The organism is Acinetobacter sp. ANC_7513 (genome assembly GCF_056779915.1).
The window spans coordinates 107094-128114 of the sequence record NZ_JBWYIW010000010.1 but is presented as its reverse complement, the minus strand read 5'-3'; the positions used below and the strand labels follow the sequence as shown (position 1 = coordinate 128114).

Below are 21021 nucleotides of genomic sequence, written 5' to 3'. Positions count from 1 at the left end.
AATTTCTACCAATTATCAATGATAATATATATCGATCAATCAACCAGTAAAAATCCACACAAGTTGTTCTTCATAATCTCTTAATGATCTTTCTAACATCTCGTCAATGCTAGAAGCTGGACTCGAAACACTTAACAACTCAGCAACCTGCTTCGTTCGTTTCCGTGTATCTCGTCGGTATGGGGTGCATTCTATAGATTTTTTCTTTCCTTGCAACCCCTTATTTAAACAAAAACTCATGCATGTTTATTTTTTAATCAAATTTATGTTTTTTACACTAAAAAATACACAAAAACGATTAATTAAATTAAAAAACCCCAATTAAATTAGGGTTTTTCAGATCAAAAAGCTCTAAATCTTATTCTATGTATTTTTGAGTACTATAATATGAAGTAGGTAATTTTCGAATTGTTTTTATTTCTTGATCACCATCTATTGAATTTAAGTAATTTAAGAATGCTTCTGCATAGTCCAATCCAACATCTATTCGACGATCACCTGTAATTTTTTTCAATGTATGATAGTAATCAGCCCCATCAGCTAAAAAATTGATAGTCACAATTTTATATGACTGATTTAAATCTAATGGCATGAGCTGGTCAGACCCATTTCTGACTTGAATATTTGTAATACGCTTTCCAATAGGCTGCGTCATATCAACTTGCCAAGTTAATCCAGCCGTATACGGATAACTTCCAGTATTCTTTTGTTCAATCACGCCTGAAATGGCATCTTCAAGCGTATTTTTAATTTCTTGACCAGTCATATTCAATTGAACGAGCGTATTTTTGAAAGGTAAGACTTGGTAGACATCTGCTACAGTGATATTTCCTTTCGCCAAATCAACTCTTACTCCACCTGCATTCTGAAATGAAATATCAGCATTAAAATATTCTTTGCCTTGTTTAAGAAATGCTTCGGCAACCATTTGTTGAATATCACCACCATGGGCATCGACATGCGCATTCAAATTACACACATCACCTAAAGATGATCGTGAGCGATCAAATTGAGTTCCCGGCACACGTCTTGAACATAAATTATCAAATGCCTGCCCAACAACTTTAGCTGCAAATAATTTTTTAGATTGCTTATAGGGCTCTAAGACACTCAAAATATTTTGATCTTCTTTAACAATATAAAAAGGAGCTCGCTCTTTTTCGAATTGATGTTCTATATATTTTATTTCTTGATCACTGACTCTTTCATTATTTTGCTTACGTTTAAAATCATCGCCAATTAATACATGCGGTGTGCCCACACAACTTTGAACCGCACCATCTGCATCAAATTTTACGTTAAGTTCACCAACCACATAACTGTATTGCCATGCTTGAGCAACACAAACAGTTTCGCCATTTTTATTTTTCAGTTGTAATGGGTAGGCAGCGACAGGAGACATACCATACTTTTCTAAAATATGAGGTCCAAACAATGTGTGAGAGTCGCCTCCAATTATCACATCCACATCCGTAAGTTCTTGTGCTAATTTTTGATCTAGTTCATAGCCTACATGTGTTTGTAAAATAATTTTTTTAAATCCCTGTTTTTTGAGTTGATTAATCTCATTTTGAGCTACTGTAATTTCATCTCGGAATAATGTGTCTTGATCTGGTTGAGAGGAGTTTTTAGTTTTTGATGCAATGGTGAGCCCCACAACCCCATATTTTTCCCCATCCCGCTCAAGAACAATAGATTTTTGAATCCGATCTGTCTGATATAAAGGTGAACTCACCCCAAATTCAACATTTGCAGAAAGAATCTCTGTTTGCTCTATACAGTGTCCTTCGTCTAAAAAACCAATAAAATCTTTTAAGCCTTGATCTTTTGCATCAAATTCATGATTTCCCAAGGTAAAAGTATCAAAACACACTGTATTCATCATTTCAGCGTCAGCTTTTCCATTTGAGAGGTTATAATACAAATCTCCTGTTATCGCATCACCAGCATGAATTTTCATTACATTCGGATGATTTTCTGCCATTAGATTCATAAATGTTGCTACACGAGAAAATCCACCACGCGAAACGACTAGTTGTTCTTCACCATGACCTAAATCAAAATTAAAGCTAAGCTCTTCAGCATCTAAATGGGAGTGATGGTCATTAATATGAAGAATTTTTAACTCTGAGAGTTGTGTAATATTAGGGTTGGATTTTTGGTCATCTCCACCACAACTACTTAGCAATAACGATGTCGTTAATAGAAGACCTGTTATTTTTATCTTGTTCTTCATTTGAATACTCCTTTTTTAAACCAAGAGTATTCAACGAAGATATGACATTATGATGGTGGATTTATGACACTTTATCGAAATGACTGATTTTATATTTTTCCGCAAATCGCTCAGCTAATGCCGTGATGGTCAAACTCGGATTAACACCAACATTCACAGGAATCGCACTTCCATCAACCACATATAAGCCTTGATAGCCAAAAACCTGATGATTAGAGTCAATCACACCTTTAGAGGAATCTTCAGCCATAACTGCACCACCCAATATATGCGCTGTAACAGATAAGTGCCCCATACTTTCCAATATATTATTCTGTGCTTGACCACCACTTACTTCAGCAAATTTTTCCGCAGCTTCATTTGCTAACGGTATAAAAGACGGCGCTCTTTCTCCAACTGAAACCTGCGTTTTCAAAAAACGCCTAAAACCTCTAAGTGCAGTACGTCCATATACAAATCGTAGTTGATTGTCTGCCTGTTGCATGACGGTTAATACAGTGACACGTTTATGCCAGTTTTTAGAACGCCATGATCGAGTTGAAACAAAGGGGTGCAGAAAAAAATGCTTTAAAACATGGAGTGCACGTTTTACAGGTTGATCGCCATTGACCAGTGGTCCCATATAAAACTTCATAAACTCATAACTTGCTGGAAATCGATTCTGAGTAATATGTGTTTTGTCATCTGCATGAAAATGACTGGAAATGGTCGTCCCTCTCGTTAAATCTATTGTTTTATCATTATTAGAGATTGCAACAATCGCCTCACTATTGGTTCGAATATGCTCACCTAACTGACCAGAAATATTCGGTAAGGTTTTGTACACTTCTCTTGAAGCAAACAGAATTTCAACGGTTCCTATAACACCTGCGGATAAAATGACCTGTTTCGCAGAGTAATCTTGTTTTTCTTTGGAGTTAAATGACTGATATGTATGAATGATATATTTTCCATCAACATGTGAAAGATGAGTCACTTTGGTTTCTGGAATAATCTCAACTCCATTGTTCTCTGCAAGATATAAATAGTTTTTATCCAAACTATTCTTCGCACCCTGCGCACACCCCGTTATACAATTTCCGCACTGATTACAGCCTATTCGTTCGGGACCTTGACCATTCAAAAGTGGATCACTCACCCATTGATGAGGATCACCAAAGTAAATTCCCTGTGGTACAGTGTCAAAACTATCTCCAGAACCCATTTTTTCTGCTGTTTGTTTTAACCACTCATCTTGCTGACCTTTATATGGATTTAAACTTACACCTAGCATGGACTGAGCCATCTGATAGTGTGGTTGTAATTCCCTCTCCCAGTCTTCTGACAAATGACTCCAAGTTGGATCACGATAAAACTTTTGACCTGGTTTTAACAACACAGCAGCATAAACAACACTGCCACCACCAACGGCAACCCCTCGAACCACACCCATATGTTGGAATACGTCTTGTGCAAGAAAACCCTTCATCCCTAACGTCGGTGCCCAATTTAAGTATTTAGAACTCCGACTTGCTCGATGTAAATCATCTTCAGTGAGCCTTCTTCCCTGCTCTAGCACAGCTACTTTTAATCCAAGCTCAGACAATCTTAGCGCAGCTACACTTCCACCAAAGCCTGAACCTACAATAATGACATCATATTCAAATTTTGATTTCATACATCACGACTTAGAATAAATGGAAATGAAAAATGCTTTAAAAAAGGAAGATTAATGATAGTCATACATAACATCGTATGTTCATCAAGCTGTCTTAACTCATCAACCACCCAACGCCATGGAATTGGTGCTGTCTTGCCATAATACAAGGCGATCGTTTGTTTTCCATCAATCAAAGACGCCTCTTCAAGACACTCCATTTGAAGCTTTTCACTTCTCTGCCCGCGATTGAGTAAAATATTAGTGACTAAATTTTGATTGATGAATTTTTTCCCAAACCATCCCCCCAATCCACTTAAAAATAAACTCGGTGCTGCAGACACTCTTAACCACCAAGGACCAATAAACTGAGCCTTATATTCTCCTTGTCTCATGGCAAGTGGCGCGGATGAAAGTTGTTGATAGGTTGCCTTAATCGAGGACAACGAAGCAGTGATTAAATGCTCCTTACGGATCATGAATTTCTCCCTCAATGATTTTTGTTTTATTCAGCATGTCCTATGCTTCTTTATGAAATATATCAATCGTTTAAATTTTATTCCACATACATCCTTTGATCGATTGCATAAAAAAAGCCGAATGTATGTCACATCCGGCTTTTAACTCAAATTAATTTCACTTTATTTCTTTAAAAATCCTGATACAAGATTCAACACATTTTGTATATCTGAATTCGCTTCTTGTGGATCGGTCTTATTTGCTTGAGGTGTAAGCGAATCAATAATTTGTGGTAAGACTGAAGAAATCGCACTGTATACATCCTGTTTAGGAACTTGCGCTTCTTGTGCAACTTGCTCTACATCTTGCTGATCAAATAAATTTTGAACCTGTTGCGTGCTGACATTGGCATTTTCGCCAGGACCAGTTGAAACCCAATCATCCACTTGACTCGTCAGACCCTGACCTTTCAGTTGATCAAGTGCACCTTGCAAACCGCCATTTTTTTGAATCCAATTGAGAATTAAAGGAACTACTGCTATTAATAAGGTTTGAGCGTTTAGACCTGATGATTTGCCTACACCACCAGATTGACTACCCGATAAACCACCAAGTACAGATCCCAAAATCCCTCCCAATCCACCTTGTTGTTGGTTTTGATTGGTCTGATTATTTTGTCCCGTTAAACTCTCGAGTACCGAACCAAGTACACCACCCAATCCCGATTGATTAGATTGTGGATTACCACCTAAAGCCTGTTTCGCTAAAACTTCAACGATATTACTTAAATTTGTCATCAAGACACCTTTACATTCTTATTTTCATTGATCAGCATATCGTTAAAAACATGGCTTTGTACATTGAAATTGTTGTGTTTTGATAAACTCAAAGTTTGCCATTACCATCGAAACTTATTCCAATTTTCTGGATTAGCCCAAAACTTAGAATTAAACCAATCTGGCACATGCTTATAATTCAAAATATTGAATTGCCATAAGGCGAAATCTTGCTCTGTATTTTTTTGCTCAATGAGCTGCGTGAATCCCAGACTTCTTAATAATTGTTCATCTGCAATATGACTCAACACGACGATTCTTTTTGCCATTAAATCACGCAGTTTTACCAGCATTTGTGATTTATGATGGGTTGATAGTGTATCCATCTGTTCATTATTTAAAATCACAACACCTAGATCATAGCGTTGCTGAAAAGGAAGCATTAAAAATTCAGTTACGTTAAAATGATTCCATTGGATTGTTTGAGCATAGTCTTGGCTGAGATCCTGACCAAGACATACGGCAGTTTGAATTGGCTGTTCTTTAGATAAATCGTCTAGCATTGACGTGATGACATTTTTCTCAGCCATGAGCTGCACCTTATTTGAGTGAGATTAAAGCATGGAATTACAGGGCATTTGTCATAAAATGCACGCTGGTTTAACCAACCTAAGTGTAACTGAACAACAAACACAACAGGCAAATGTTGAATATAAATTTATTTTAGATCGTTCAGAAATCAATCTCCCGTTCAACTTAGGTCAAGAAATTGAAATTGAATGGACCGGCAAAATTTACTGTGTTTCCTGTGGGAATAAAACACCAAAATCATACTCCCAAGGTCACTGCTTTAAATGCATGAAAACGAAAGCAGCCTGTGATATGTGTATTATGAAGCCAGAAACATGCCATTACCATTTAGGGACTTGTCGTGAAGAAAGCTTTGCTCAAGAAGTATGCTTTCAACCCCATATTGTCTATCTTGCCAATTCAAGTGCATTAAAGGTTGGCATTACCCGTTTAGGTCAAATGCCAACACGTTGGCTAGATCAAGGGGCTACCCAAGCTTTACCTATTATGAAAGTGGGCTCTCGTCGGTTATCAGGACAACTTGAAGTCATGTTTGGTACGCAAGTCGCTGATAAAACAGACTGGAGAAAATTGCTGAAAGGTGAAGCGGAAAAGGTAAATTTGTTAGAGATCAGAGATGAATTGCTCACGGAGTTTGAACCTCAAATTGAAACTATTCGAGATGAGTTCAGCATGAGCCTAGATTTCAATGAAAATGTAGAAATTTTAGAAAACGAACTTCCTCATGAATTCATTTATCCTGTCGATCAATATCCTGAAAAAATTAAATCGCATAACTTAGACAAAACGCCAGTCATACGTGGAAAACTGCACGGTATCAAAGGACAATATCTGATTATGGACACAGGTGTAATCAATATACGCAAATATACGGGTTATGAATTAAAAATTCGTGCTGATTCATAATGCTAAATCAATAAAGCCTCAATATGAGGCTTTTTTTTAAAGGATAGATAGAATTGCGTGCACTGGATCTTCATTTTGATCCGACAATAGTTGCTTGTGCATCGTCAACAATTGCATAGATTGTATTTTTGAGTTTTCGATATTCATCAACAACTCAATCTCATGTGCTAAGTTTTCTGGAGTTGCATCATTCTGGATTAACTCCTGAATTACTTTTTTACCTGCAATAATATTAGGTAAAGAATAATAAGGAATTTTCACTAAAAGTTTCGCAATCCAGTAGGTCAAACTATTTAATTTATAAAAAGTCACCATGGGACGATGCAATAACATCGCCTCAAGTGTTGCAGTACCCGATGCCAACGCCACAATATCACTGGCATCCATGACCATCCGACCTATTTTAGATTCCGCATCAATATTTTCCATTAACTTGATATTATCTCTGAGCCTATCTGGGTAACCTATTAAGATCTGCTCAATTTGTTGTTTACGAGCCTCATTGATGGCTGGAATTAAAAATTGATACTCAGGATATTTTTGATGGACAATCTTCGCTGCATCTAATACAAGCGGCCCTAACTTATCAACTTCACCACGACGACTTCCAGGCAGCAATGCGATATGTTTTTGTGCAGGATTTAAACCAAGCGCCTGCTTTGCATCGAGTATAGGATTTTCCAGCGGTAATTGATTAGCGAGAGGATGTCCAACAAATACCGCTGGCACATTAAATCGATCATAAAAAGTTTTTTCGAATGGGAATAGGCAAAGCACCAAGTCAATTGAGGCTTTAATCCCATGAACACGACCTTGACGCCATGCCCAAACTGAAGGACTCACATATTGAACAGTCTTAATTGGCAACGATTTTTGCTTTATTTTTTTTGCTAAGCGTAAGTTAAAATCTGGTGCGTCAATCCCTATAAAAATATCAACAGGTTGTTTAGTCCATTGATCAACCAAGCCATCTCGAACCGCAAAAAGTTTTTTAATATCTTTTAATACTTCAACAATTCCCATCACCGATAGAATATCCATCGCATAATAGCTTTTAAAACCCTCTGCAATCATTTGAGGACCGCCAATTCCTTCAAATTCAGCATCAATTCCCTGCTCTCGAAAACGACGTATTAATTTGGCGCCTAAGGTATCACCTGAAACTTCACCAACCACAATGCCAATTCTAAGTTTTCGATTTTGCAAATGAATATCCTCTCTCATGCTCTACAAGTATCTTAACATAAGCAGCTCATAACAGATTGAGTTCTTGAAATATCTTAACTTAGCAATGCTTTATCTTATTTTTGAATAAGTAAATGAATAATCAAGACAACAGTATATATTCAAAAATCATAAGATATGCCGGTTTTCTGATAAGTAGCATAAACGATGTACGGTTCTATTGAATATATTTTAGCAGGTGTTTTAGTTGGATTCTGTGTAGGGGTTACTGGCGTAGGTGGCGGCTCACTTATGACTCCTATCTTAATTGGTTTATTTAAAATTGAACCACATATTGCAATTGGTACAGATCTACTTTATGCCGCGATTTCTAAGTTTTGCGGCTCTTTTGTACATGCAAAAAAGCTTAATATTGTTTGGCCCATCGTCATTTGGCTTGCGATCGGAAGTATTCCAGCCTCTTTAGCCACAACTTGGGTTTTAGACAACTATTTGAGTCAATCTACACATTACAAAGCCATTCTCACGATGGTCTTAGGCTTTATGCTGACCATTACTGGTATTTCAATTGTATTCCGTACCCAGGTAGAAAAATTCTTCAAGAAATTTTCCAAAGAAGTTACTGAAGAGGAAGTTGAATTAACTCGAGAAAAATTAAAGCAGAAGCGTTTATATATAGCTTTAATGGGTATTGTATTGGGTATTTTTGTGACCTTATCTTCAGTTGGCGCGGGTGCATTCGGCATTATGGCGCTGATCATCATGTTCCCTAATTTACCTATGATTAGAATTATTGGTTCTGATGTTGTCCATGCAGTTTTACTGACGCTCGTGGCAGGTATGGGGCATATGAATTCAGGAAATGTTGATTTCAATTTATTAATGTGGCTTTTAGTCGGATCGATTCCTGCAATCATCGTTGGTACGTTGGTGAGCTCCCATTTACCAGAAAAAATTATTCGCAAGGTACTGGGTATCACCTTATTTGCCATTGGTGTTAACTTCATGCTTAATCCAGTCAAAGCAAAACCTGTGACCGCACCTGAGGCAGTTATTGAATCCTCAACTCAAGCCCAGTCTTAATTTAATATCATGTTCAAACTATAACCTCAGTGAAGCTGTATATTTCACTGAGGTGAAATTAAATGATTTATTAAATTTAATAATTTTCAAAAATTAAATCATTCTATACAATACAAGTAGAAACTCTGATTAATACCAAAAAGACAATTTCATTACTTTTTTTTATTAAATCCATTCAACTTTTTGATAACAAATGATCTACTGAATCATGCTATATTCAATAGATTGAACATTTTCTTGTAAAAACGAACCAGTGACGGCAATGAATACTTTACAGTCAAATTCTATCACCCAAAACGACATTGATGACGTGAATGTACAAAGCATTCAGCCTCTTGTTACTCCTGCTGAATTAAAAACAGAATTACCGTTAACTGATAATGCATACCAAACAGTCCTAAAAGGTCGTGAAACTGTACGTAATATCTTAGATGGCAACGACAAACGTTTATTCGTAGTCATTGGACCGTGCTCTATTCACGATCCTGCAGCAGCTCATGATTATGCTGATCGTTTAAAAGTTTTAAGCGAAAAAGTGAAAGACACGCTTTATATCATCATGCGCGTGTATTTCGAGAAGCCTCGTACAACAGTGGGTTGGAAAGGCTTAATTAATGACCCTGACATGAATGACTCTTTCAACATTGAAAAAGGTTTACGTTTAGGTCGTAAATTATTGCTTGAACTCAATGAAAAAGGTTTGCCATGCGCAACTGAAGCGCTTGATCCAAACTCTCCACAGTACTACCAAGACTTAATTTCTTGGTCAGCAATCGGTGCACGTACAACAGAGAGCCAAACACACCGAGAGATGTCTTCAGGTTTATCATCTCCAGTCGGCTTTAAAAATGGTACGGATGGTGGTCTCACTGTTGCGACCAATGCGATGCAATCTGTAAAACATGGCCATAGTTTCCTTGGCTTAAATGACCAAGGTCAAGTTTCGGTCATTCGTACTAAAGGCAACCAATATGCCCATGTCGTGTTGCGTGGTGGTAATGGCAAACCGAATTATGATGCTGGCTCTGTAGCAGAAGCTGAAAATGCATTGGCGAAAGCAAAAGTAAGCAACAAGATCATGATTGATGCGAGTCATGCCAATTCTAATAAAGACCCATACCTTCAGCCATTGGTTCTAAAAAATATCACTGAACAAATTTTAGATGGCAATAAATCGATCGTAGGTATTATGGTTGAAAGTCATTTAAAAGGTGGCCGCCAAGATATTCCTGCAAATCTTTGCGATTTAGAGTATGGTAAGTCTGTTACAGATGGATGCATCGATTGGGAAACAACTGAAAAAGTTTTGTTGGAAATGGATGCAGCTTTGAAAGACGTTCTACCACAACGTTAATCAGATTAAACGCCATCACACGATGGCGTTTTTTTATAAGGTTAAATCATGGATCAACTCGAAAAAAAACTAAGCTCAATCCCCCATTTTCAATTTGTTCATGAGCATTTGTTTAGCTCAGGTCAGCCAAACGAAGAACAACTTAAATCAATTAAAGCCTATGGTATCGATACCATCGTTAATCTCGCTTTTAATGATGCTACACCGAACTTAAATCATGAAGATCGCTTAAGTGCTGAAATTGGTCTTAACTACATCCAAGTCCCTATTGATCCAGAATTTCCACATGACGATCAATGTTTATTTGTGCTGGATCTGATCGACCATCTCGTTAAAGAGAAAATGGTCTGGATACATTGCACCGAAAATCATCAATGTAGTTCATTAATCTATCTGTACCGACTACATTATATGAATATGGATTTACCTACTGCACATGAGCTATTACACCAAGTATGGGAACCCAACAACACTTGGACTGGCTTAATGCACGCGGTCGGCTTACAGTTGCAAGGACGTAAAGCTACTCAAGAACTGCAAGCCTCTTTGATGAAAGCGCAAAACTTTGAATGATCGAAATTGCTCATTGATGACTAATTAATACGGTCGCTGTAGACAGGATTCCTTCCTGACGACCAGTAAACCCTAATTTTTCAGTGGTAGTGGCTTTAATACTAATCTGATTGATATCCACATCAAGTACATCTGCAATACTTTGACGCATATCTAAATTATGTTTCGCTAATTTTGGACGCTCACAAGCCACTGTAATATCCGCGTTATTCAGTTGATAACCACGATCCAATATCAACTGATAAACATGCTTTAATAAAACCTTACTGTCCGCGCCTTTGAACTGTTCATCAGTATCTGGAAAGTGCTGTCCAATATCACCGAGCGCTAAAGCACCCAACAATGCATCACAAAGTGCATGTAAAACTACATCTCCATCAGAGTGTGCTTTCAAACCATGTGTATGCGGAATACGAATACCAGCCAATGTGACATAATCGCCTTCCTCAAAAGCATGAACATCAATACCTTGACCTATACGAATAGCTAAGCTCACATTGAACTCCTTTACACAGTTTTTGAAAATGAAATCTTGTATTCTTTGATTCTTGTTCGCTATAGTAGATGCGCAAACATTTGAAAGTATAAGCGATGATGTTGTCAAAAAGCGTATCAAGTTGGATGAAACCTTTAATTTCTATCTTTTTCATTGGATTAAGCAGTGTTTCTGTCGCACAGGCACAACTTATTCAATGCGATAAGCCTCAATCAAGTTTTAAAAATTCCATGATTTGTGCTGTTGATTTTTCATCTTTGAGAGATGAATTGAATGAACGCTTTTTAACATCCTACTTAGTTACCGATGCACCAACTCGATTAGTTCAAGATACACAACAGCTTTGGCTGAATCGACTGCAGCAGTGTAAAAATAAAAATTGTGTGTCATTACAAATCAATCAACGCATTGATGATTTAAACTTTTACATGTCAATGAATCAAACGCTTACTCAGCATTACATCAAGTTTGAACAAGGTAAAATTGCAGCGCAACCTGTACACCTTAAGATTCATCAATTAAGCAAGGATCGCGTCAAAATTGAAGGTATTGCTTATCGTAGCCCTAACAATCGCCTAGAAACCCAGACCATCCCATTATTGGCTTATACAACCACTCAAAACAAACACGAAATTATTGATAATGAGCATGATTGTCAGTACAAACTCAAATATCAAAAATCATTACTGATTGTCTCAACTGAGCAAACAGGCTGTGAGCGCTTTAGTGGAATCTATCGACTATATGATTAAGCAGAATGAATGCAAGTTCACAGTTAAATTGCGAATGCTAAACACAGCACCCCTGTGATCGCTAACAGAATACCTAAGCTGTTTTTTAGGGTTATTTTTTCTTTAAAAACTAATATACCTGCGATCACACCTAACACTACGACCAAAATATTCATGCCAGCGAATACGATTGCGGGTGAATCCTTTAACAACATATGTGCTTTCACATAAAGTGCAATATTGGCAAAATTCAATACACCTAAACTTAGTCCAGCAAGAAAATTTTGCAATGTCCATGATGTTTGACGCAGGGACAAATATCCGATGGAAATAATGAAAGCAAACACAAACATCAAGTTTAAACTGACTGCAAATTTTAACCCTAAACTTGTACTGTATTTTAACATAACATCTACGAGTGCATAGCCAAGCCAAACTGCGAGCAAATACATTCCTGCTTTTTTTGTTTGCAATGTTGGTGTTGATTTTTTAGAAAAAATGATCAAAACAATTGCACCTAGACCCAATGCAATACCAATCAATTTCAGTGTGCTAAATTTTTCTTGGAAAAGAAAATAGGCTGCCAACAATGAAAGAACAACGGATAATCTTTGTGCGATTTCAGTTCTAATAATTCCAGCTTGATCAAGTGATTTGGAAAGCAGCAAGAATATTGAGGGTAATGCTATCCCCAACAACCCAATAAGCCACCAAGGTGTGGAGGTTAATGATATTTGGTTGAGGTCTGGCTTAAACCAAAAAAAACAGAGTATCGTGGCGATAGCATAATTCCATGCAATCATTTGCATGACATCAAATCCACGAGACTTACTAAACTTCAATAAAATCGATACTAGTACGCTGCATAAAGCTGCTGAAAAAATCAGTTCCATAATTTGCTCTTGTTTTTTATTCAAGAAAAAGCCCACAATCACTGTGGGCTTTTTAAAATTATAAATAATCTTATTAATTATTTATAACGATCTACCATTTTCTCTAAAGAAATAGGGCGAATCTTGTCAGCATGACCTGCTGTACCAAATGCAGTATAACGATCTACACAGATTTGCTTCATTGCTTCAACAGTTTGAGCAAAGAATTTACGTGGATCAAATTCGCTTGGTTTTTCAGCCATCATACGACGCATAGCACCTGTTGAAGCTAAACGTAAGTCAGTGTCGATATTGATTTTACGTACACCGTGTTTAATTGCTTCAACCAACTGCTCAACAGGAACACCGTAAGTTTCTTTGATATCACCACCGTATTGGTTAATAATCGCTAACCATTCTTGTGGTACTGAACTTGAACCATGCATTACAAGATGAGTATTTGGAAGTGCAGCGTGGATCTCTTTAATACGATCAATCGCTAAAATATCACCTGTAGGTGGACGCGTAAATTTATAAGCGCCATGTGAAGTACCAACTGCAATTGCTAACGCATCAACGTTAGTATCAGCGACAAATTGAGTCGCCTCTTCAACCGAAGTAAGGAGTTGTGAATGATCTAGAACACCTTCAGCGCCAACACCATCCTCTTCACCAGCCAGACCAGTTTCAAGGCTACCTAGGCAACCAATCTCACCTTCTACAGATACACCACACGCATGTGCCATTTGAACAACACGACGAGTTACATCTACGTTGTAATCATAAGTTGTTGGTGTTTTACCATCTGCACCTAATGAACCATCCATCATTACTGATGAAAAGCCCAATTGGATTGAGCGTTGGCAAACGTCAGGATCAGTACCATGGTCTTGGTGCATCACAACTGGAATGTGTGGCCATTCTTCGATTGCAGCCAAAATAAGATGGCGTAAGAATGGAGCACCAGCATATTTACGAGCACCAGCAGATGCTTGAACAATAACAGGTGAATTTGTTTCATCTGCGGCTAACATAATCGCGCGCATTTGTTCTAAGTTGTTTACGTTAAACGCTGGTACGCCGTAACTATGTTCTGCGGCGTGATCCAAGAGCTGGCGCATTGAAATAAGAGCCATAATTTCCTCCCAGGTAATGCTCCATATTCTAACCTGACCTGTGTTTCAATTCAGCAACAATTGACAGTATTTCATAAAAAATCCCTGCAATTGCAGGGAGATTTTCAATTTAATACTTATTGAAGTAGAAAATCACTCCGCCGTTGCTTGATCAGCAGGTGCATTTGCAACTTCTTCAGGAACATCAGTATTATTTTCATCTTGTAATGGCTGATCAATAGCATCGATAGCCGCTTGTTGTTCAGCACTAATATCTGATGCTTCAACAGCAACTTCTGATGTTGATGTTTGATCTGCAGCTGGTGCACTTTCTTGTTTAGAACAAGCCGTCATTGCAAGAGTAGCAGCCAATAGTGCAATTACGCCTAATTGTAATTTCATGATGTTATTCCGCATGATAAATCAGATTATGATCATAATATTTCAAAATTATTTCATTTTCATGACGAAAATTAGTCATAAAAAAAAGACCTTCTTAGAAGGTCTTTTTTCTTAAATCCAATTAAGCGCGTTCAAGTAGAACAGCGACTGCTGGTAATGTCTTGCCTTCTACAAATTCAAGGAAAGCACCCCCACCCGTTGAGATATAACCAATTTTGTCAGCAACTTCATACTTATCAATCGCAGCTAAAGTATCACCACCACCGGCAATAGAGAAACCTTCAGATTCTGCAATCGCTAAAGATAGCGCTTTCGTGCCCTCACCAAATTGATCAACCTCAAATACGCCTACTGGACCATTCCAAAGAATTGTTTTTGAAGTTTTTAAAATTTCAGCAAATGCTTGAGCTGTTTCTGGACCAACATCAAGAATCATGTCATTGTCAGCAACATCTTCAACTTTTTTCACTACGGCTTTTGCTGCCGCTAATGAGCCTAGGAAGTCATCAAAGTTAATTTCTGATGCGTCAGCAACAACAACATCTGTTGGCAATGGAACCGATACTTTCGCAGCAATTGCTTTAGCTGTATCGATTAAGTCATTTTCACAAAGTGATTTACCAACGTTATAGCCCGCAGCTGCTAAGAATGTATTCGCAATACCGCCACCGACAATGAGCTGATCACAAATATCTGATAACGACGTTAAAACATCCAGTTTAGTCGATACTTTTGAACCCGCTACGATAGCAACCATTGGTTTTTCAGGCGTCTGAAGCGCACGACCGAGTGCGTCTAATTCAGCGGCAAGTAATGGACCTGCTGCTGCAACTTTAGCAAGACGAGCCACACCTTCTGTCGATGCTTCTGCACGATGTGCAGTACCAAATGCATCCATCACAAACACATCACAAAGTGCTGCATATTTTGCTGCTAACTCTGGATTATTTTTCTTTTCGCCTGTGTTAAAGCGACAGTTTTCAAGTAACACAACTTGGCCTGGCGCAACTTCAACACCATCCAAATATTCAGTGAGTAATTTAACTTCTTGACCCAATGCTTCAGTTAAGTAGGCAGCAACAGGTGCGAGTGATTGTTCAGCTTTAGGCTCACCTTCAACTGGACGACCAAGGTGAGAATAAACCATTACTGCTGCGCCTTTTTCAAGAGCGGCTTTAATTGTTGGTAATGCAGCGCGTAAACGTGCATCACTCGTAATCACACCATTTTTAACAGGAACGTTTAAGTCTTCACGGATCAGAACACGTTTACCTGCTAAATCGAGGTCAGTCATACGCTGAAAGTTCATGTATAGCTCACTTTATAGATATCAAAACCGCATAGATTCTAAATGATTATGCTAAAAAAGGTGAGTAAAATTTCAGAAAAGCTGTAGAAATCTTTAGATTTGATTATGATAGATGGAGTCGAACCACAAAGTGTTGCTATGTCTATCCATCCAGATCCAAGTATTAATCGTTTAAATGTTTTCGGCGAACCGCTCGCCAGTTGTTGTTTTGATCCTATTACAGGATATTTCAGAAATGGTTTTTGCCACACTGCACCCTCTGATTTAGGTCAACATACAGTCTGTGCCGAAATGACGTCTGAATTCTTAAGTTTCTCGCAACGAATTGGGAATGATTTGACAACACCACTACCCGAAGTTGGTTTTCCCGGTTTAAAGCCTGGTGATTTCTGGTGTATTTGTGTGACGCGCTGGGTTGAAGCTTATCAGAATGATATGGCACCGAATTTAAAACTTCAGGCTTGTCATCAATCAGTACTTGCTTATGTCCCGATCGACATTTTAATGGAATTCTCAGTGTAATGAATCATCATGTTGCTTCAACGTCAGCAAGAATTATTTTAGCTTCTGGCAGTCAGACACGTAAGGAACTACTTAATCGATTACATATCGATTTTGAACAAATATCACCCGATATCGATGAGACTCCGCGTGGGGAAAGCCATGCCGATGATCTTGCCTATCGACTTGCATATGAAAAAGCAAAATATTTTGCTGAGAAAGATCGAGATGCGATCGTAATTGGTTCTGATCAGGTAGCTTGGCGTGAAGGCGCACCTGATATATTTATTGGAAAACCTTTATCTCCTGAAAAAGCAATCAAACAACTTCAAGCAAATTCAGGAAAAATTGTTTATTTCAGTACAGCTTTGAGTGTTCAACACGCTTCATCTGGGTTTGAAGAAACCATTGTTGAACATTATAAGGTCAAATTTAGGCATTTGAATCTTGAAGAAATTCAGCGTTATGTCGCACTTGAACAACCTTTACAATGTGCTGGAAGTTTCAAATGTGAAAGTTTGGGCATCAGCTTATTTGAAGAAATGATCGGTCAGGATCAAACAACTTTAATGGGTATGCCGATGATACAATTGTGTAAGATTTTACGTGAATTGAAAATTCTAGTGCCTTGATACGTTGCTTATTAATAAATAAGACCGAGTTCAATAACTCGGTTTTTTTGGAATTATTTGTTACTAGCAACTGATGAATGAAATAAATACCCTATTTTTAGCTCAAATAATTACAACTGAGCTAAATTAATTTATCTACACAAAGCTTTGGAAAATTGATCGATAAGCGATCTCAAAACATAGAAATTGTAAAAAAGTTCAAATGATCATATTTGGGTTGTTCATTTCAAGTTAAGAATATGAATTACATGAACAAGTTAAGAAACTTTGTATAACATCCATTATCTTAGTTTAAGTTATCATTGTTAAAGTTTTTTTCAATTTTGGATACTATCTTTAGGGGGATACATATGCATGATAACTTCTGGAATAGATTTCTACATATAGAAAAAAAACTAAAAGAATTTAGTACTCACGTAGATTTTTACATTAGAAACAATGAAACTTTTTCTATAGAAATAATGAATTTGTATCTTACAATTTGTTCAGAAATTGAAGCAATTTTTTTAAGCTTGTACATCTAATAGTGGTAATTCATTCAACTTTAGAGATTTTCGTGAATACTATAAAGATGAAACACAACTACAAAGTCTATCTCTCTTAAAGTCTGACGTAAAAATTAAATATACATCTTTAAAATTCACTCCATTTGATAAGATAGATAGCGATGAAACAATTTTATGGTGGAATCACCATAATAAAATTAAGCATGATCGTGAGATTAATAGAAATCTCGCGAACTTAAAAAATCTATTAGACTCAGCTAGCGCACTTTTTTTACTTAACTTAGTCTACAGATTTGTAGTTCAAGAAAAAATATACCTTATACCCCCTCCTGAAATTTTCGAAACAAAAGACTTCTTGGTCAGCATTCATTCTTCAGGAGGTGGGCTTTTATATACATCCAAATCTTGTATAAATAGTTTTGGTGCTGAAAGCCCTTTTGATGATGATTAGTTTAGTTAATATTTGATTCAATAAATCTGCCTCATTTAACATAATGGCTGTTATACGATATGAAATTCCCCTCAAAGTGTAAATTAATTATTTCTTTAAAATAGCTATATTCATTTTTTTCATATTCATTTGTATCATCCATAAGCAAGAAAACATGCGCTTTTAAAGCCGTGTCACTTGCAGAACTTGCATCGTTCAAGGGACAATAAGCCAAACTAAATTGTAGTCCTTATTATGTCCCAAACTTTAGACGTTCTCGGCGGTATTAGCGCTGAGCAATTCCTTACGGAATATTGGCAAAAAAAACCTCTCCTCGTTCGTAATGCAGTTCCTGAAATTGTGGGTTTACTTGAACCCAATGATGTTATGGAGCTTGCACTCGATGAAAACGTGACTGCGCGTTTAATCAAACAAAAAGATCGCGACCCTAACCAATGGAATGTGAAGTCATCACCACTACTCAAAGCAGACTTCCAAAAAATGCCAAAATTATGGACACTACTCGTTCAAGCGGTCGATCACTATTCGTTTGATCTTGCTGAGTTATGGAAAAAATTTCCTTTTATTCCTCAATGGCGTCGTGAAGATATTATGGTGTCTTACGCACCACAAGGTGGTTCTGTCGGTAAACACTTCGATTTTTATGATGTATTTTTAGTTCAAGGTTACGGACATCGCCGTTGGCAATTAGGCCAAATGTGTGATGAACAGACAGCACTCGTTGCAGGTCAGCCTTTAAAACTTTTGCAAGAAATGGAAGTTCATTTTGATGAAGTTTTGGCGCCAGGAGATTTACTATATGTCCCACCTGGTCTTTCTCATTATGGCGTAGCTGAAGATGAGTGTTTAACCTATTCTTTCGGTTTCCGCATGCCAAATATCTCAGACATGATGGATAGTCTTGGTGATTCTTTTTCAGAACAAGAGCAACTGAAAAAACCATTATTAGATATCACACGCTCTGTCAGCACTGCTGTCGGCGAAATTTCAGATCATGAGCTTAGCTATTTGCGCGAACAACTTTTAGCTCAACTGCAAAATCCTGAGATGCTAAATGAAGCCATCATGTGTCTCGCTTCGCAACCTGGTTATCCTAACAATATTCCAGAAAATGACGAAATTGGAACAGGTGATTTAGAAGAAGCACTTGAAGAAGGTTATTTATTAAAAATCGAACCTGCTTCACGTTTGCTTTATAGCAACTTCAATGATGAACTTAACTTTTGGGCAAATGGAGAACGCTTATGCATCTCCGAAGAATTTAAACCCCATTTAAAACGTATCGCTGATGGTAAAATGATCGCTTTGGATGAAAATTTATATGATCAACACATTCTTGAAGATCTCGCGGAACTCTTGAATAATTCGATCATTATGTTGCTTCCTTCGGAAGAAAACTAAACCCATAAATATAAATTGTTAGCTTACAGCTGTAAGCTAACAATTCACTACTTGTCTGATTCCATAGAAGTTCGTATGGTAATTGCAGTAAAGAACGATGGAAAATAAAAATGGCAAGTCCTGCTCAAGCAATAAGACATAAATTACTGAACACTTTTTTTTCAAGACATTCTGTATGGTTCGCATGTATTATCATCGCCCTGAGTATTACATGGCTTAGGCTATTTTACAGCCCCCATTATATTTATTATTTTCTATCCGACAGTGTGATCAATATTATTTGGCTACTGACCAGTTTACTCAGTATCTTAGGCCTATATGATGTACTTCAAAATAAACATTCGATTTTAAAGAACTACCCAATCATGGGGCATTTTCGCTTCTTATTTGAAGATTTCAGACCCGAAATTCGTCAATATTTTATTGAATCAGACCAAGACGCTTTACCCTTTTCAAGAATGCAACGTAGCTTAGTTTATCAGCGTGCAAAGAATGAAAATGCTGATAAGCCTTTTGGTTCAATTATTGATGTATATCAAGATGACTATCGTTTCATTACTCACTCTCTTGCACCGAAACTCCCAGCTGATACCAGCACCTTCCGTATTAAAGTGGGTAATGATCAGTGCGCTCAACCTTATAGTGCATCAATCATGAATATCTCAGCAATGAGTTTTGGGAGTTTAAGTGCTAATGCAATACGCGCACTTAATCTCGGTGCCCACATGGGTCAGTTCTATCATGATACTGGCGAAGGAAGCCTAAGCCCCTACCATCTTGAAAATAATGGAGATATTGTTTGGCAAATCGCCAGTGGATATTTTGGTTGTCGAACTGAAGACGGTCTATTTGATCCTGAAAAATTTAAAGCTCAAGCCAAACATCCCAATATCAAAATGATTGAGCTAAAACTCTCTCAAGGTGCAAAACCAGGTCACGGCGGTATTTTACCCAAACATAAGATTACAGAAGAAATTTCGAAGATTCGTGGTGTTCCTCGTGATCGCGATTGTATTTCCCCGCCAAGCCACCCTAGCTTTAATACACCGATTGAAATGATGCATTTTATTCAAAAGTTACGTGAACTATCAGGTGGTAAACCTGTTGGATTCAAATTATGTATCGGACAGCCTTGGCAATTTATGAGTATTGTCAAAGCGATGCTTGAAACCAATATTGTTCCTGATTTTATCGTCGTAGATGGATCAGAAGGTGGAACCGGTGCTGCACCGATTGAATTTAGCGATAATATCGGAACACCACTGCGTGAAGCGCTCTTGTTTGCACACAATACCTTAATAGGTGCTGGATTAAGAGATAAAGTAAAAATTGGTGCAAGTGGTAAAATCATCAGTGCTTTTGATATTGCAAGTACCTTTGCCTTGGGTGCAGATTGGGTGAATTCAGCTCGTGGATTTATGTTTGCTGTCGGTTGTATCCAAGCTCAAAGTTGCCATACCAATCAGTGTCCAGTTGGGGTAGCAACACAAGATGCTGAGCGCCAAAAAGCAGTCCATGTACCAACGAAAGCAGAACGTGTTTATAATTTCCACAAAAACACATTACATGCACTAGCAGAAATGATAGCAGCTGCAGGTTTAAATCATCCGAGTGAAATTAAAGCTCATCATCTCGCGCAACGTATAAATGATCGTGAAATCAAAAATTATGCTCAATTACATTTTTGGTTAGAATCAGGTCAACTATTGAACTGTAAAGATAAAGACGAAGAAAATTTCTATTTCAGAATGTGGAATTTGGCAGATGCCAGCAAATTCTAGTTTCATCAAAAAGGTGCTGAAATCA

Annotated in this window: 20 protein-coding genes; 9 read left to right on the top strand and 11 right to left on the bottom strand. The window is 37.5% G+C overall.

All coding sequences use genetic code 11. The features are described from left to right. Nucleotides 1–358: 358 nt before the first annotated feature. From AC1M9B_RS11565 to AC1M9B_RS11545, 5 genes are all read right to left on the bottom strand, one after another. On the bottom strand, nt 359–2236 hold the full coding sequence (locus AC1M9B_RS11565; RefSeq protein ID WP_481609138.1) for a 5'-nucleotidase C-terminal domain-containing protein: 1878 nt from the start codon (nt 2234–2236) through the stop codon (nt 359–361). Between the two features lie 61 nt (nt 2237–2297). Continuing rightward, nucleotides 2298–3893: an FAD-dependent oxidoreductase gene (locus tag AC1M9B_RS11560; RefSeq protein WP_481609137.1), complete on the bottom strand. Its 1596-nt coding sequence runs from the start codon at nt 3891–3893 to the stop codon at nt 2298–2300. Then, nucleotides 3890–4351: a hypothetical protein gene (locus AC1M9B_RS11555; RefSeq protein ID WP_481593702.1), complete on the bottom strand. Its 462-nt coding sequence runs from the start codon at nt 4349–4351 to the stop codon at nt 3890–3892. Before AC1M9B_RS11555 ends, AC1M9B_RS11560 begins: the two co-directional genes overlap by 4 nt. A 162-nt stretch (nt 4352–4513) precedes the next feature. Then, nucleotides 4514–5128: a YidB family protein gene (locus AC1M9B_RS11550; RefSeq protein ID WP_481609136.1), complete on the bottom strand. Its 615-nt coding sequence runs from the start codon at nt 5126–5128 to the stop codon at nt 4514–4516. A gap of 101 nt (nt 5129–5229) precedes the next feature. Continuing rightward, nucleotides 5230–5697 (bottom strand): DUF6231 family protein, encoded by a 468-nt coding sequence (locus AC1M9B_RS11545; RefSeq protein ID WP_092767830.1) that lies wholly within the window; start codon nt 5695–5697, stop codon nt 5230–5232. A gap of 31 nt (nt 5698–5728) precedes the next feature. On the opposite strand from AC1M9B_RS11545, the gene AC1M9B_RS11540 reads away from it, so the two are divergent. Continuing rightward, nucleotides 5729–6604, top strand: a complete 876-nt coding sequence (locus AC1M9B_RS11540) for a DUF2797 domain-containing protein (protein WP_481609135.1) — start codon at nt 5729–5731, stop codon at nt 6602–6604. A 36-nt stretch (nt 6605–6640) separates the two neighbouring features. Here the strand turns inward: AC1M9B_RS11540 and lpxB are convergent, their stop codons facing one another. Beyond that, a complete protein-coding gene (gene lpxB / locus AC1M9B_RS11535; RefSeq protein WP_481597819.1) occupies nt 6641–7810 on the bottom strand; it encodes a lipid-A-disaccharide synthase in 1170 nt (389 codons plus the stop codon). 186 nt (nt 7811–7996) lie between these two features. Between lpxB and AC1M9B_RS11530 the strand changes: the two genes are divergently transcribed. From AC1M9B_RS11530 to AC1M9B_RS11520, 3 genes are all read left to right on the top strand, one after another. Continuing rightward, nucleotides 7997–8872, top strand: coding sequence for a sulfite exporter TauE/SafE family protein (locus AC1M9B_RS11530; protein ID WP_481597818.1), 876 nt, complete (start codon nt 7997–7999; stop codon nt 8870–8872). A gap of 262 nt (nt 8873–9134) precedes the next feature. Then, entirely contained in the window at nt 9135–10226 is a 1092-nt protein-coding gene (locus AC1M9B_RS11525; protein WP_051586615.1) for a 3-deoxy-7-phosphoheptulonate synthase, read from the top strand. Between the two features lie 48 nt (nt 10227–10274). Then, on the top strand, nt 10275–10799 hold the full coding sequence (locus tag AC1M9B_RS11520; RefSeq protein ID WP_481609134.1) for a phosphatase domain-containing putative toxin: 525 nt from the start codon (nt 10275–10277) through the stop codon (nt 10797–10799). A 10-nt stretch (nt 10800–10809) separates the two neighbouring features. Here the strand turns inward: AC1M9B_RS11520 and ispF are convergent, their stop codons facing one another. After that, nucleotides 10810–11295, bottom strand: a complete 486-nt coding sequence (ispF, locus tag AC1M9B_RS11515) for a 2-C-methyl-D-erythritol 2,4-cyclodiphosphate synthase (protein ID WP_092767822.1) — start codon at nt 11293–11295, stop codon at nt 10810–10812. A 98-nt stretch (nt 11296–11393) separates the two neighbouring features. Here ispF and AC1M9B_RS11510 point away from each other — a divergent pair, with 98 nt between their 5' ends. Further along, a complete protein-coding gene (locus AC1M9B_RS11510) occupies nt 11394–12047 on the top strand; it encodes an A1S_1983 family putative colistin resistance protein (protein WP_481609144.1) in 654 nt (217 codons plus the stop codon). A 23-nt stretch (nt 12048–12070) separates the two neighbouring features. On the opposite strand, the gene AC1M9B_RS11505 is transcribed toward AC1M9B_RS11510, so the two are convergent. The 4 genes from AC1M9B_RS11505 to AC1M9B_RS11490 all read right to left on the bottom strand — a co-directional run bounded on the left by AC1M9B_RS11505 (nt 12071) and on the right by AC1M9B_RS11490 (nt 15724). Further along, a complete protein-coding gene (locus AC1M9B_RS11505) occupies nt 12071–12919 on the bottom strand; it encodes an EamA family transporter (RefSeq protein WP_481609133.1) in 849 nt (282 codons plus the stop codon). A 77-nt stretch (nt 12920–12996) separates the two neighbouring features. Beyond that, nucleotides 12997–14034 (bottom strand): class II fructose-bisphosphate aldolase, encoded by a 1038-nt coding sequence (fba, locus tag AC1M9B_RS11500; RefSeq protein ID WP_035269168.1) that lies wholly within the window; start codon nt 14032–14034, stop codon nt 12997–12999. A 132-nt stretch (nt 14035–14166) separates the two neighbouring features. Next, nucleotides 14167–14415: a hypothetical protein gene (locus AC1M9B_RS11495; RefSeq protein WP_035269170.1), complete on the bottom strand. Its 249-nt coding sequence runs from the start codon at nt 14413–14415 to the stop codon at nt 14167–14169. Nucleotides 14416–14536: 121 nt separating this feature from the next. Further along, nucleotides 14537–15724, bottom strand: coding sequence for a phosphoglycerate kinase (locus tag AC1M9B_RS11490; protein WP_035269172.1), 1188 nt, complete (start codon nt 15722–15724; stop codon nt 14537–14539). 138 nt (nt 15725–15862) lie between these two features. Between AC1M9B_RS11490 and AC1M9B_RS11485 the strand changes: the two genes are divergently transcribed. The 4 genes from AC1M9B_RS11485 (at nt 15863) to AC1M9B_RS11470 (ending at nt 20996) form a co-directional block, all read left to right on the top strand. Continuing rightward, complete coding sequence (locus AC1M9B_RS11485) at nt 15863–16246, top strand: DUF2237 family protein (RefSeq protein ID WP_035269188.1); 384 nt, start codon at nt 15863–15865, stop codon at nt 16244–16246. Next, nucleotides 16246–16857, top strand: coding sequence for a Maf family protein (locus AC1M9B_RS11480; RefSeq protein WP_481609132.1), 612 nt, complete (start codon nt 16246–16248; stop codon nt 16855–16857). Before AC1M9B_RS11485 ends, AC1M9B_RS11480 begins: the two co-directional genes overlap by 1 nt. Nucleotides 16858–18048: 1191 nt before the next feature. Beyond that, nucleotides 18049–19215 (top strand): ribosomal protein uL16 3-hydroxylase, encoded by a 1167-nt coding sequence (locus tag AC1M9B_RS11475; protein WP_481609131.1) that lies wholly within the window; start codon nt 18049–18051, stop codon nt 19213–19215. Nucleotides 19216–19325: 110 nt separating this feature from the next. Next, on the top strand, nt 19326–20996 hold the full coding sequence (locus AC1M9B_RS11470) for an FMN-binding glutamate synthase family protein (RefSeq protein WP_481609130.1): 1671 nt from the start codon (nt 19326–19328) through the stop codon (nt 20994–20996). The last annotated feature ends 25 nt before the right edge of the window (nt 20997–21021 follow it).

Excerpts from the sequence above, each read along its gene's own strand:
- AC1M9B_RS11565 (WP_481609138.1), bottom strand. The coding sequence starts at position 2,236 with ATGAAGAACAAGATAAAAATAACAGGTCTTCTATTAACGACATCGTTA.
- AC1M9B_RS11560 (WP_481609137.1), bottom strand. The coding sequence starts at position 3,893 with ATGAAATCAAAATTTGAATATGATGTCATTATTGTAGGTTCAGGCTTT.
- AC1M9B_RS11555 (WP_481593702.1), bottom strand. The coding sequence starts at position 4,351 with ATGATCCGTAAGGAGCATTTAATCACTGCTTCGTTGTCCTCGATTAAG.
- AC1M9B_RS11550 (WP_481609136.1), bottom strand. The coding sequence starts at position 5,128 with ATGACAAATTTAAGTAATATCGTTGAAGTTTTAGCGAAACAGGCTTTA.
- AC1M9B_RS11545 (WP_092767830.1), bottom strand. The coding sequence starts at position 5,697 with ATGGCTGAGAAAAATGTCATCACGTCAATGCTAGACGATTTATCTAAA.
- AC1M9B_RS11540 (WP_481609135.1), top strand. The coding sequence starts at position 5,729 with ATGGAATTACAGGGCATTTGTCATAAAATGCACGCTGGTTTAACCAAC.
- AC1M9B_RS11530 (WP_481597818.1), top strand. The coding sequence starts at position 7,997 with ATGTACGGTTCTATTGAATATATTTTAGCAGGTGTTTTAGTTGGATTC.
- AC1M9B_RS11525 (WP_051586615.1), top strand. The coding sequence starts at position 9,135 with ATGAATACTTTACAGTCAAATTCTATCACCCAAAACGACATTGATGAC.
- AC1M9B_RS11520 (WP_481609134.1), top strand. The coding sequence starts at position 10,275 with ATGGATCAACTCGAAAAAAAACTAAGCTCAATCCCCCATTTTCAATTT.
- AC1M9B_RS11510 (WP_481609144.1), top strand. The coding sequence starts at position 11,394 with ATGTTGTCAAAAAGCGTATCAAGTTGGATGAAACCTTTAATTTCTATC.
- AC1M9B_RS11505 (WP_481609133.1), bottom strand. The coding sequence starts at position 12,919 with ATGGAACTGATTTTTTCAGCAGCTTTATGCAGCGTACTAGTATCGATT.
- fba (WP_035269168.1), bottom strand. The coding sequence starts at position 14,034 with ATGGCTCTTATTTCAATGCGCCAGCTCTTGGATCACGCCGCAGAACAT.
- AC1M9B_RS11495 (WP_035269170.1), bottom strand. The coding sequence starts at position 14,415 with ATGAAATTACAATTAGGCGTAATTGCACTATTGGCTGCTACTCTTGCA.
- AC1M9B_RS11490 (WP_035269172.1), bottom strand. The coding sequence starts at position 15,724 with ATGAACTTTCAGCGTATGACTGACCTCGATTTAGCAGGTAAACGTGTT.
- AC1M9B_RS11485 (WP_035269188.1), top strand. The coding sequence starts at position 15,863 with ATGTCTATCCATCCAGATCCAAGTATTAATCGTTTAAATGTTTTCGGC.
- AC1M9B_RS11480 (WP_481609132.1), top strand. The coding sequence starts at position 16,246 with ATGAATCATCATGTTGCTTCAACGTCAGCAAGAATTATTTTAGCTTCT.
- AC1M9B_RS11475 (WP_481609131.1), top strand. The coding sequence starts at position 18,049 with ATGTCCCAAACTTTAGACGTTCTCGGCGGTATTAGCGCTGAGCAATTC.
- AC1M9B_RS11470 (WP_481609130.1), top strand. The coding sequence starts at position 19,326 with ATGGCAAGTCCTGCTCAAGCAATAAGACATAAATTACTGAACACTTTT.